We start from the raw sequence: 12,207 nt of genomic DNA on the forward strand, positions 1-12,207 counted from the left end.
AGGCATGGCTTCGTGGTTGGTGGATTCTTGGTAGCCAACGACACCGATGTCGTCAGCGTTCGCTAGATGGCTCGGCTGATCTGGCGAAAGGAATTCCGTGACTGCAACGGCGCACATTATTGCAATGGCTCGCACCCCCATCGGTCGGCGAGCGGGATCACTGGCCGAATTTCAAGCACATGAGCTCGGCGGTATCGCGATTGCCGGTGCCGTCGAGCGTGCCGGTCTCGATATCAAAACCGCCGAGTTCGACGACATCATCATGGGATGCACGTTGGCGGCTACCGGAAATACCGCCCGAGTTGCCGCACTGCAGGCCGGACTTCGGGTCGAAAACGCAGCGTTGACTATCGACCGCCAGTGCGGGTCGGGAATTAATGCGGTGGCGCTGGCCGCCGATGCAATTCGGCTCGGTGCACACACAACCCTCGCCGGTGGTGCTGAGAGCATGACCAACGAGCCCTACCTATTGGCTCGTTCGCCAAAGCCTTACAGCCCCGTGCCCCCGCAGTTTTTGCGTCGAGGCCTGTCGACCGAACAGATCGGTGACCCCGGAATGGGGATCACCGCCGAAAACCTTGCCGAGCGCTACCACATTGCTCGTGAGGCGCAGGATGAATTTGCACTGCGCAGCCAGGAGCGGTACCAGCTCGGCCGTGAAGCATTTGCGACGGATATCGTGCCGGTCACCACCCGGGGTGGAGAAATCACCGCAGATGAGCATCCCCGACCCGAAAGCAGCCTGGCTGGGCTCGCGAAGCTACGCCCGGCTTTCGCCGCGAACGGCACCGTGACCGCCGGGAATGCATCCGGAATTAATGACGCTGCCGGAGCACTGGTTTTGGTATCGGATGCACAGCTCGCGCGGCTGGGAGCGCAGAGTCTGGCAACCGTTGGCCAGTGGGCTGTGGCCGGTGTCGACCCGAACATTATGGGCATCGGGCCGGTGCCTGCGATTCGTCGGCTGCTCGCTAAAACCCAACGCACGCTTGACGACTACCTGGTCATCGAAATTAACGAGGCGTTTGCGGTGCAGGTGCTGGCCTGCGTGGCTGAACTCGGTATCGACGCCGAACGGGTAAACGCCTGGGGCGGTGCCATTGCCCACGGGCACCCGATCGCGGCCACCGGCGCAATCCTCGTGCAAAAGGTGGTGCGTCAGCTACAGGGCCGCGGCGGTGGCCGGGGCCTGGTGGCCGCCTGCATCGGCGGTGGCCAGGGCATCGCACTCGAAGTGGAAGTCGCCACCCAATAGCGGGATGGCGTGCAGCAGGAAGGGAACGCAATGACCGATCAGACCGTATTGGTTTGCGGCGCAGGCGCAATGGGGCAACAGATCGCCATGCTGGCGGCGCTGGGCGGCTATGAGACGCGCCTCTACGATGTGGCCGAACCCCAGCTGGATGATGCCCTGCACAATTTGCGCGAGCTGATGGCCCGCCGAGTCGACAAGGGGCGTAACTCTGCCGAGGAGGTGGCAGCTGCTTTCGACCGGCTCACGGTCACCACCGATCTTGAGGTGGCAGCAAGCGGTGTGGATGCAGTTATCGAAGCCATTGTTGAGCGGCTCGACGTGAAACGTGAGCTGTTTGCGCAGCTTTCTGAATACGCCCCCGCGACTGCGGTGCTGGCCACCAATAGCTCATCAATCGTCAGCTCGAAGCTGGCCGATGTGGTTTCGCATCCTGAACGACTGTGCAATCTGCATTTTTTCAACCCACCGCTGGTGCTCAAACTTGTCGAGCTCGTGCAGGGGCCCCACACCGCCGACGAAACGATCGAACGTTTCACCGCGATCGCCGAGCGGATGCAGCGCGTGGTTGTCAAACTCGACAAAGAAATCTTTGGTTTTGTCGTGAACCGCGTGCTGCGCGCGATTTTTGACGAGTCGATCTACCTGTACGAGTCGGGTATCGCATCCGTTGAAGATATCGACACCGCAGTAACGCAAGGCCTCAACCATCCCATCGGGCCATTCGCGCTGCTCGACCTCACCGGCATCGATGTGAACTACCACATCAAACAGTTGGAGGCTGAAGATCTTGGCGATCCGGCAGCCGGGCCCTCCAAGACGCTCACCGAGCTCTATGAAGCCGGACATCTCGGCCGCAAATCAGGTCGCGGCTTCTACGACTACGGATCAAAATAATGAACGAACACATCGCTGTAAGCCAGCAGGGAGCGATCACCATCATCACCCTGCAGCGTCCTGATGCGCTGAACGCCATGAACTCGACCATGCTCGCCGAGATCGATGCGGCGCTCACCGAAGCTGAAGGCAACCCGAACACTCGAGCACTGCTATTCATCGGCTCTGGACGCGCGTTTGCTGCCGGTGCCGATGTTTCCGAGCTTAGTGAGCTCAGCCACGAGCAAATGCTTGAGCACCCGATGCCGCGACTGTATGCGCGCATCCGCAACTCACCTCTGGCGACGCTCGCCGCCGTACACGGGTTCGCTCTCGGTGGTGGCTTCGAACTCGCGCTCGCCTGTGATTTACGTATCGCCGGGACCAGCGCCGAGTTTGGACTGCCCGAGCTGTCGCTGGGTATTGTGCCCGGAGCCGGCGGCACCCAGATGCTGTGCCGTTCGGTAGGTGAATCACGTGCCCTACATCTGATTCTTACCGGTGCACGCATCCGAGCCCATGAAGCACAGCAGTGGGGGATTGTCTCTGCAATCTACCCCGACGATGAACTGAGCGAGGCCGCGATCGCGACGCTCGAACGGGTGCTGCGCCACAGCGCCTCAGCAGTAGCAACCGCCAAAACTCTCGTGCGTCAGGCGCTGAGCGACTCAGCGGCCGGTCATCACACCGAACTCACGATGCAGGCCAAACTTCAGCAGACCCCCGACGCACAGGAGGGGATGCACGCTTTCGTTGAACGTCGTAAACCGAACTTCTCTCACCAGCTCGCCAATTGGCAGCACCAACCCACAATTTCCTAACCAACACATCGTTGAAAGGCAAGACAATGGAACCGACAACGGAGTCGGGCTTTTTCAAAGCCGCACCCTATCGGATCATCGCGATCAGCATCATGCTGGTGCTCGCGGTGATCGCGCTTGGCCCCTGGGCCTTTACCACACTCATCGGCACCACCACGCTGAGCTCCATCATCCTCACCGTGATGCAGGTGCTGGGTGTCATCCTGCTTATTGGCGACCGCTTCGTAAGTCGTCGCCGTGCTGAACGGGAGAACTAATCATGGCTGAAATCAACACTGTCCCGCTCATCATCCTCATCATTTACATGCTCATCGTCATCGGGATCGGCATCTGGTCGCGTCGCACGATGAAAAAGGGCACCGCTCGTGAATACCTCACCGGCGACGGCAAGGCCGGATTTTGGGTGAATGGTTTTGCCATCTTCGCCGCATTCGCAACCGGCGGCACCATGCTCGGCAATATGGGTCTGTCATACGCGCAAGGCTGGGGCTACCTGGCCGCCTACAACGCGGGTGTGACGGTCGGGTACATGATCACCACATTCTTTCTGGCAAAGACGCTGCGGAACATGAATGTCAATACTGTGCCTGAGCTGCTCAAGGTGCGCTTCCCCGGTAAAGTCCTCAACTTGCTGGTCCCGCTGGTGGTGATGGGGACCCTCACCGCCTACCTTGTGGCACAGATGAAGGTCGGCGGTATCCTCGGCGAGCGGCTGCTCGGCGTGCCCTACTGGGTGTCGCTGCTCGTGGTCGGCTGCGTGTACATCTTCTACACCTTCTGGGGCGGTATGAAAGCCGTCACCCTCACCGACTTCATGCAGGGCCTGATCATGATCAGTGTCGTGGTCGTGGCCGGATTCACCGCCATGTTCGCCATTGACGGTGGCCCCACCGCGATCTACCAGCACGCACAAACGCTGCTGCCCGCCTGGAGTGCTGAGGGCGCGCTGCCAGTGCCCGCCTATATCGGCGGCTTCCTGGTGTGGGCAACCGTGGTGGCGGTCCTGCCACACACTGTGATGCGCGTGTTCGCAGCCAAAGACGAACGCACCGGTCGTGCCTCGCTCACGCTCGGACTCGGCCTCTACGTGATCACCGGTATTCTCACCACGATTTTTGTTGTTGCGGCCACCATCGTGCTCAATAACGGCGAAGCACTGCCCGATAACGATGCCGCATTCCTGATCTTCCTGGAAGAGACCATGCCGGTGTGGTTCGTCGGTATTGCTTACGCGGGCATTTTTGCCGCGGTGATGAGTTCGGTGAGCGCCATGCTGCTCGGCCTGGCCGCAGCGTTCGCCTACGACTTCATCGGCACCATCAAGCCCGATATCGAGCCGCGCCAACAAAAGCGCATCATTTCAATCAGCGTGCTGGTGTTTGGTGCGGCCACGCTGCTGCTTGCCTTCAACCCGCCCGAGTTCTTGACGCTGTTGTACACGGCAGCGATGGGACTGCTCGCCTCGTGCCTGTTCTGGCCGACGGTGCTCGGTCTATGGTGGAAGCGGTCGAACACCCCTGGCGCGCTCGCGGCGGTCATCGGCGGCGGGTTCACGTATCTCTTCCTGCTGTGGGGACCGATCGAGCAGTGGTTTGGCTACAAGATGGCCAGCCTCGAGCAGATCATCTACTCGCTGCCGGTGTCGCTGATTTGCATGGTGGTGGTCACCCTGCTTACCGCACCGCCAACCAGGGAAGACATGCGCCGCGTGGAAGTTGCCCACGAGCGCGAGTTTGAGGAAATCTCCGGTTAGCTACAACGTCGTTTGAAAGGAAATGGGCCCGGTCGTGAACCGGCCGGGCCCCACCCCAAAATGTATGTGCTGGATATCGACCCAAAGGTCTCCGAGACAGACGCGCTCGGCCACATTAACAACACCGTGATGCCCGTCTGGTTTGAGGCGGCACGGACGCCGATCTTCCGAATTTTTAACCCGGACCTCGACTTTGACAACTGGCACATGGTGGTCGTGGCGCTCAACCTGTCGTACCAGCGGCAAACCTATTACGGGCGTCCGGCGCAGGTGCGTGGTTGGGTGAAACGCATCGGCCGTTCGAGTCTCACGCTTGTTGAAGAACTCGTTCAAGATGGCGAAGTTTGCGTTCGAAACGAAGCCACCTACGTCAACTTCGACCACTTCACCCAGCGCAGCTGCCCAATCAGCGATGAACAGCGTCGCGCACTCGAAGAGCACCTCCAGGAGAAAACATCATGACGACGCGGGTTACCACTGAGATTCGCGACGGCGTACTCGAGATCACACTGAACCGGCCTGAGGCTCGTAATGCGCTCGAAAACTCAATGATCAATGCGATTGTGACGGCGCTTCGAGATGCGGCACACCAGCCAGAGGTGCGGGCCGTGTTGATTTCAGGAGCCGGGAAAGCATTCTGTGCCGGTGATGATCTGAAAAATATGGGCACTGACGCGCACCCGCTGCATCCCAACCCATTCATCGAATATGCGGTCGGCTATCCGCAGATTGTGCGGGCAGCGCAGGAACTGCCCAAACCAATCGTCTGTGCCATTCACGGATATGCGATGGGGGCGGGGCTTGAAATCGCCCTTGCCTCGGATGTCATTGTGGCGGCCCGTGGCAGTCTCATCTCCCTGCCATTTGTGAAGCGAGGGATCGCTGCCGGCACTGTACTGCTGGCTCGTGCGGTGAACTACCACTATGCGGCCGACCTACTGTTTACCGGCCGCATGGCAGATATCGCCGAGCTTGAACGAGCGGGTGCGGTAGCGCAGCTTTGCGAGCCCGATGAGGTGCATCGCGTGGCTCGCAACCGGGCCGTCGCGCTCGCAGCGGGGCCCACCACCGTGATCGGTGCCATGAAACGAGCACTCCATCTCGGTGCCGACTCGGGCCAAGCTGCCGCGTTCTCAATGCAGGTGGCAGCGACAGTGGAGTCGTCGCTCACTGAAGACTTTGCCGAAGGCAAACAGGCCTTCGCCGAAAAACGTGACCCAGAATTTTCCGGAAAATGAATGAGGTAGTGAAATGACCACAGAACTGACCGGTTCGCTGACCCTCGAAAAGCCGATTCACGAGTATCTCCGCGACCACGCGAAACGCAACCCAGACCACACTGCAATCACGTTCTACGGTCGCAATTACAGCTACGGCTGGCTTGATGAAGCAACCGACCGGCTTGCCACTTTTTTGCTCGACCGCGGTGTTCGCAAGGGCGACTGCGTCGCGCTGTACATGCAGAACTCCCCGCAATATGTGATCGCGCACTTTGCTGCGCAAAAAATTGGCGCCATGGTGGCCCCCTGCAACCCAATGTTCAAAGAATGGGAGCTCGAATTTGAGCTCGGCGACACCAAGGCAAAAGCCATCTTTGTGCTCGACGAGCTGTTTGAGCGGTTTGCAGCAATCGCGGATCGCACCAGTGTCGAAACCGTGGTGCTCTCGTCATATGAGGATTTTCTGCCGGAGGGCGTTATTCCCGAGGGTATCGCCGGTGAGTTCGTACGCAGCGCGGGAGACCACGCGGCAGTGCTGGCCTCGGCAATTCCGCTGATGAGCATCCTGACCGACGAGTCAATTGCAATCGACCCCGAACGGCTCAAGGTCGATTTCGATATGCATGAGGATGTGAGCCTGCTCATGTACACTTCGGGCACCACCGGAAAGCCCAAGGGTGCGATGCTCACATTTGAAAATGTTGAGTTCAAGACGGCTTGCCTGGTGCGCACCTATGAACTCACGCCTGACGATGTGGTGCTGGCTGTCATGCCAATCTTCCACATCGCCGGAATGCTAGTTGGGATGAACGCGCCGATAATGGCCGGCGCCACCATGGCGATCATCGCCCGATTCGAGCCAGACACCATGCTGCAAGTAATCGAAAATGCCGGTGTGACTTTCACCTACACCACACCGATCATGAACATTCAAATGCTCGAGCACAACGAAGACGGTCGCTACTCGCTCGACTCGCTCCGCGGCTCGATCGGGACAAGTTTCGGCCTGCAGGTTACTGAAGAGCTTTCAAACCGTTGGCAGCAAATGGCAGGCGTGCCATTTATTGAATTTGCCTACGGTATGAGTGAAACTCACACTGCTGACACGATGCAGCGACTCGACGAATACCGCTGGGGGAGTGTGGGCAAGCCCACCTACGAGACCGAGATTGAAATTCGCAGTCTCGAAGACCGCTCCCAGCCAGTGCCGGTTGGTGAGATCGGAGAAATCGTTGTTCGCAGCCGCAGCGTGTTCAAAGGCTATCTCGGGCGTGAGGAAGCAACCGCCGCGAGTAAACAGGACGGCTGGTACTTCTCAGGCGACATCGGCCGGTTCGATGAGGACGGCTTCATGTACTTCCAGGGGAGGAACAAAGAAATGATCAAGTGCAATGGATTTTCAGTTTTCCCCGAAGAGGTTGAGGAGTTTTTGGCCCGGCACTCGGATGTGTCGGCTGTCGCAGTGATTGGTGTTCCCGATCCGGTGCGTGGCGAAAGCGTCATGGCGTTTGTCGTGCCCACTGCCAATGCAACGGTGACCGAAAAAGAACTCGTTGCCTGGAGTCGCGAACATATGGCGGCCTACAAATATCCGCGTGAGGTGCGGTTTGTGGATTCGCTACCGCAAACCTCCACCGGGAAGCTGCTGCGACGCATCCTGCGCGATCAGATTGCCGAGGAACGCAACGGCGACGATTAATTTGGGCCGGATGAATTGGCCCCCCTGGTGAGGCGCCGTGCTTCGAGTGCGAGGAACATCTCGTACGAGTACGGCGCCTCACGCCACTCAGTATTTCCAAGCAGCTCATCAATGCGCTCGAGTCGCTGGCGCAGCGTGTTTTGGTGGATATGCAATTGTTTTGCCGCTGCGGCAGCTTGGCGGCCACCGGCCAAATAGGTCCAGGCAGTGAATTCGAGATCGGTGCCGCGCTCGGCATCGTAGTCGATGAGCCGCCCCAGGCGAGAGCGCACAATTCGGTTGAGGAGCGAGCTATTGGTCGCGCTAAAGAGCAGCCCGGTAATACCAAACACGCTCGTGGTAGCAACTCCCGAATCACGCCCCAGCGCGCGTTGTGAATAGTTGAGCGTGCGCGCCACTTCGTGCGCCTGCCGCAACTGCGTGGGGCCGGTGCTTGCCTCTTCGGCGGCAATCAACGCATCAATGCCGTGCTCGGTGAGCACGTTATTGAGCTGGTCGAGCCGCTCCGTGTTGATGCCGCCCGGCAGCACGATGCACACGTGTGAGCGATGAAGCGCGATCAACGGGCGCTGATAACGGATTTCACGGGCCACTAGCCGCTGTGCGCGCTGGAGCGCAGATTCGGCCACATCAATGCAAACGACAGTGCACGGTTCATCTTCACGCAGCCCGTACCGCTGCAAACGATCGGTTGCATCATCGCTCGCGCCGCTGAGCAATTGCTCGAGCAGCAGCAGTTCCCAGCGCTGCGCTGCAATCGTGTGTAGCCGGTCAATTGTTAGATAGAGCGAGGTAACAAACGCGCAATCGGCCAGCTGATAGTGAGAAAGTGGAGCTGTGCCGCGCGGCTTCCAAATCGACAGCACGCCGTGCAGAGTGTCTTGTACATCCACTCGATGCAGCCAGGCGATCTGATCATCAAACTCAACGGTGCAGGTTTCCCGGGTCAGCACCGCCCGGTCAAAACCCGCCGAAAGCTTCCAAGCATCCGTGACCGCCGACTTCGGCAGCCGATGTCCCTCAATGCCGCCGTCAGCCGTGAGAAACGTCACCGACGCACCCAACCGATTTTCAAGCGCATCCCAAAACTCGCCCGGCTTGCCGCCGTGAATCGCTTGCCATCGGCGCGCATTAATGAATCGATGCCACGCGCCTGGCGCCTCGCCTGAGGGCTCCCCGCGATCGGTGAAATAGTGACGAGTTATCACCGCAATAGCTGCGGCGTAGCGCTCAGTGGTAGCGATTTCAGATGCGGACCACTCACGCTGAGACCGAGAACCGACCATTAGTGCTGCGAGGGTGCGGCCGCGCGCGCTAATCGGCACGCTCAGGGCACTCATGAGCTCTTCACTTATGGCGGCTTCTTCGAGTTCAGGTGCCCGGTCGATCGTGACTGAGTCGGCGTAATCGACTAACACCTGAGTTCGACCGGTGACACAAACCTTTCCGAGCAAACCGGTGCCCACTGGGAACTCGAGGCCGATGATTTCACCGCTGCGGGTGCCGTGCACCGAAGTGATCCGCATCAGCTGTCGCGGTGCATCCTTAACTGCCAACACCGCGAAAGGTGCGTCGACCTCAGCACACAGTCCCCGCAGGAGGCTGCGCAGGGCTGCGATTGGGTCGTCGAGATTTGCGAGCGTTTGCAGCGTGTCGAACATCGCGTCGTAAGGCGCGGCAACTTGGTCGGCTTTGGTCATGATGGTTGTCATAAAAGAAACGGCGTTGTTGCACACGACCTTAGCCGCTGAGCGATGCCGGTGCGCCTTGCAGCAGTTAGGCACTCAAGTCGGACGCATCTCGTCTTTGTGCTGCGCCGCTACGATAGGGAGGTTGGCAAACAAACCCATCACGAAAGAAGTGAGTGCAGTGACCGCTGAGCGTGACGACGACCGCAACAGCTACGACTTCCGGCACCTCGAAGCCAAGTGGCTCCCGGTGTGGGACGAACTGCAGCCGTTCGCCGCGAAGGACGAGGACGATGACCGGCCGCGCAAGTACGTGCTCGACATGTTCCCCTACCCCTCGGGCGATCTGCACATGGGGCACGCCGAACAGTACGCGCTCGGCGATGCGGTGGCACGCTACTGGCGCCACCGCGACTTCAACGTGCTACACCCCATCGGCTGGGACTCATTCGGTCTGCCTGCCGAAAACGCGGCCATTAAACGCGGCGGTGAACCCCGCGACTGGACCTACGGCAACATCGCTCAGCAGCGCGACTCGATGCGCCGCTACGCGGCCAGCTTCGACTGGAACCGGGTGATTCACACCTCCGACCCCGAGTATTACCGCTGGAACCAGTGGCTGTTCCAGCAGATGTATCGCAAGGGCCTGGCCTATCGCAAAGAATCGCTCGTCAACTGGGACCCGGTCGACCAGACCGTGCTCGCCAACGAGCAGGTGCTTGCCGACGGCACCTCGGAGCGCTCGGGCGCAATCGTGGTGAAGAAAAAACTCACCCAGTGGTTCCTGCGCATCACCGACTACGCCGACCGGTTGCTCGACGACCTCGACAAGCTCGAGGGACGCTGGCCCGCCAAAGTGCTCACCATGCAGCGCAACTGGATCGGCCGCTCGCACGGCGCCGACGTCGACTTCGTGATCGAGGGCCGCGACGAACCGGTGACCGTGTTCACCACCCGTCCCGACACGCTCTACGGTGCCACCTTCATGGTGGTCGCCCCCGATAGCGAGCTGGCTGCCGAACTCGCCGCCGGAGCCTCGCACGAGGTGCAGACACAGTTCGAGGCCTACCTCGACGAAACCCAGAAACTCGGCGCAATCGACCGGCAGAGCACTGAGCGACCCAAGACCGGGCTTTTTCTCGAACGCTACGGTATCAACCCGCTGAACGGCGAACGGCTGCCCATCTGGACCAGCGACTATGTGCTCGCAGACTATGGTCACGGTGCGATCATGGCGGTGCCGGCGCACGACGACCGCGACTTTGAATTCGCGCGTGCTTTCGATCTGCCGGTGCGGGTTGTCGTCGACATCACCCAGGGCGAGGATGCCCCGAAGGATGCAGACGGCACCGCACTTTCGTTTGCCGAGGTTGATCCGGCAGTAACCGGTGTCGCCACCACCGGCGATGGTGTGCTCGTCAACTCGGGCCCGTTGAACGGTCTGCGCAAGACCGAGGCGATCACCAAGGCAATCGAGGTGCTGGGGGAGCGAGGCACCGGCCGTGTCGCCAAGAATTTCCGCCTGCGCGACTGGCTGATTTCGCGTCAGCGCTACTGGGGCACACCCATCCCGGTGATGTATGACGAAGACGGCAACGAGCTGCTCGTTCCTGAAGACCAGCTGCCGGTGCTGCTGCCCGATGGTGAAGGACTCGACCTGAAACCCAAGGGCACCTCGCCACTGGGCGCCGCAACCGAGTGGAAGACCACGCAGACCCCGGACGGTAAACCGGCCGTGCGCGACACCGACACGATGGACACCTTCGTTGATTCGTCGTGGTACTTCCTGCGCTTCCTCTCGCCGAACGACAACACGCAGGCATTCGACCCCGCAGCCGCCAAACGCTGGGCCCCGATCGACCAGTACATCGGCGGTATTGAGCACGCAATTTTGCACCTGCTGTATGCCCGGTTCATCACCAAGGTGCTGTTCGATCTGGGCTATGTCGACTTTGACGAACCGTTCTCGGCGCTGATGAACCAGGGCATGGTCATCTACGACGGCGCGAAAATGTCGAAGTCGAAGGGCAACACCGTGCTGTTGAGCGACGAGCTGGCGGCACACGGTGTGGATGCCGTGCGCACCACGATGCTGTTCGCCTCACCTCCCGAAGAGGACGTCGACTGGAAGGACGTTTCAGTTGCCGGTTCGGGCAAGTTCCTCGCTCGCGCCTGGCGTGTGGCACAGGATGTGGCCAGCGAACCCGGCTGCGATTTTGCATCCGGCGACCGCGAGCTGCGTCGCGCGGTGGCGCGCTTTTGGGACGAAGTGCCGAAGCTTGCCGAAACGTTTAAATTCAACGTGGTGATTGCCCGCATCATGGAGCTCACCAACACGGCCCGCAAAGCAATCGACTCGGGTCCCGGTGCCGCCGACCCCGCCGTGCGCGAGGCCGCCGAGGCAATCGCCATGGTGCTCGACATGTTCGCGCCCTACACCGCAGAGGATATGTGGGAGGCGCTCGGCCACGAGCCGTCAGTTGCCAAGGTGATCTGGCCCGAGGCCGACCCCGAACTGCTCGTGCAAGAGTCGGTGACGGCGGTGGTACAGGTGAACGGCAAGCTGCGTGACCGGCTCGAGGTATCGCCATCGATCAGCGACGCCGAGCTGCAGGAACTCGCGCTCGAATCCGCCGGCGCTAAGCGGGTGGTTGGTGATCAGGAGATTCGCAAGGTGATTGTGAAGGCGCCGAAGTTTGTGAACATCGTCGTCTAAACCTGACCGGTGGGTGTGGGGTGCAGCGGATGCTGTGCCCCACACTCGTTTCTGGCGGCCTTGCTGGCAGTACTTTTGGACGGTATTGGCGCCGTGGTCGCCGCCCGCCCGGTGTTGCTGTGAACGGTGGCTTATCCACAGCGACCTCCAGCTGGCAATCGCTGGCGGGATGAAAACGCTAG

Annotated in this window: 10 protein-coding genes; 9 read left to right on the forward strand and 1 reads right to left on the reverse strand. The window is 60.3% G+C overall.

Annotation, left to right across the window (positions count from 1 at the left end; genetic code table 11):
• The first annotated feature begins 97 nt into the window (after positions 1-97).
• The 8 genes from PV375_RS02250 (at position 98) to PV375_RS02285 (ending at position 7,621) form a co-directional block, all read left to right on the forward strand.
• On the forward strand, positions 98-1,255 hold the full coding sequence (locus PV375_RS02250) for a thiolase family protein (RefSeq protein ID WP_332105969.1): 1,158 nt from the start codon (positions 98-100) through the stop codon (positions 1,253-1,255).
• A gap of 30 nt (positions 1,256-1,285) precedes the next feature.
• Positions 1,286-2,149 (forward strand): 3-hydroxyacyl-CoA dehydrogenase family protein, encoded by an 864-nt coding sequence (locus tag PV375_RS02255; protein ID WP_332105970.1) that lies wholly within the window; start codon positions 1,286-1,288, stop codon positions 2,147-2,149.
• Entirely contained in the window at positions 2,149-2,949 is an 801-nt protein-coding gene (locus PV375_RS02260; RefSeq protein ID WP_332105971.1) for an enoyl-CoA hydratase/isomerase family protein, read from the forward strand. The genes PV375_RS02255 and PV375_RS02260 overlap by 1 nt, the downstream gene beginning before the upstream one ends.
• 26 nt (positions 2,950-2,975) lie before the next feature.
• On the forward strand, positions 2,976-3,206 hold the full coding sequence (locus tag PV375_RS02265; protein ID WP_201612625.1) for a hypothetical protein: 231 nt from the start codon (positions 2,976-2,978) through the stop codon (positions 3,204-3,206).
• A 2-nt stretch (positions 3,207-3,208) separates the two neighbouring features.
• On the forward strand, positions 3,209-4,702 hold the full coding sequence (locus PV375_RS02270; protein ID WP_332105972.1) for a sodium:solute symporter family protein: 1,494 nt from the start codon (positions 3,209-3,211) through the stop codon (positions 4,700-4,702).
• Positions 4,703-4,768: 66 nt separating this feature from the next.
• On the forward strand, positions 4,769-5,164 hold the full coding sequence (locus tag PV375_RS02275; RefSeq protein ID WP_201612623.1) for an acyl-CoA thioesterase: 396 nt from the start codon (positions 4,769-4,771) through the stop codon (positions 5,162-5,164).
• Positions 5,161-5,940, forward strand: a complete 780-nt coding sequence (locus PV375_RS02280; RefSeq protein ID WP_332105973.1) for an enoyl-CoA hydratase/isomerase family protein — start codon at positions 5,161-5,163, stop codon at positions 5,938-5,940. The genes PV375_RS02275 and PV375_RS02280 overlap by 4 nt, the downstream gene beginning before the upstream one ends.
• A gap of 13 nt (positions 5,941-5,953) precedes the next feature.
• A complete protein-coding gene (locus PV375_RS02285) occupies positions 5,954-7,621 on the forward strand; it encodes a class I adenylate-forming enzyme family protein (protein ID WP_332105975.1) in 1,668 nt (555 codons plus the stop codon).
• Here the strand turns inward: PV375_RS02285 and PV375_RS02290 are convergent.
• Positions 7,618-9,321, reverse strand: coding sequence for a helix-turn-helix domain-containing protein (locus PV375_RS02290; RefSeq protein ID WP_332105976.1), 1,704 nt, complete (start codon positions 9,319-9,321; stop codon positions 7,618-7,620). The two genes, PV375_RS02285 and PV375_RS02290, sit on opposite strands and share 4 nt — an antisense overlap.
• Positions 9,322-9,490: 169 nt before the next feature.
• On the opposite strand from PV375_RS02290, the gene leuS reads away from it, so the two are divergent.
• Positions 9,491-12,025: a leucine--tRNA ligase gene (leuS, locus tag PV375_RS02295; protein ID WP_332106155.1), complete on the forward strand. Its 2,535-nt coding sequence runs from the start codon at positions 9,491-9,493 to the stop codon at positions 12,023-12,025.
• Positions 12,026-12,207: the final 182 nt, after the last annotated feature.

The organism is Gulosibacter sp. GYB002 (genome assembly GCF_036577665.1).
In the GTDB taxonomy this organism is placed as follows: Bacteria; Actinomycetota; Actinomycetes; order Actinomycetales; family Microbacteriaceae; genus Gulosibacter; species Gulosibacter hominis.

What these genes read in the sequence shown, in the direction of transcription:
- PV375_RS02255 (WP_332105970.1), top strand. Translation starts at nt 1,286, where the DNA reads ATGACCGATCAGACCGTATTGGTTTGCGGCGCAGGCGCAATGGGGCAA.
- PV375_RS02260 (WP_332105971.1), top strand. Translation starts at nt 2,149, where the DNA reads ATGAACGAACACATCGCTGTAAGCCAGCAGGGAGCGATCACCATCATC.
- PV375_RS02265 (WP_201612625.1), top strand. Translation starts at nt 2,976, where the DNA reads ATGGAACCGACAACGGAGTCGGGCTTTTTCAAAGCCGCACCCTATCGG.
- PV375_RS02270 (WP_332105972.1), top strand. Translation starts at nt 3,209, where the DNA reads ATGGCTGAAATCAACACTGTCCCGCTCATCATCCTCATCATTTACATG.
- PV375_RS02280 (WP_332105973.1), top strand. Translation starts at nt 5,161, where the DNA reads ATGACGACGCGGGTTACCACTGAGATTCGCGACGGCGTACTCGAGATC.
- PV375_RS02285 (WP_332105975.1), top strand. Translation starts at nt 5,954, where the DNA reads ATGACCACAGAACTGACCGGTTCGCTGACCCTCGAAAAGCCGATTCAC.
- PV375_RS02290 (WP_332105976.1), bottom strand. Translation starts at nt 9,321, where the DNA reads ATGACCAAAGCCGACCAAGTTGCCGCGCCTTACGACGCGATGTTCGAC.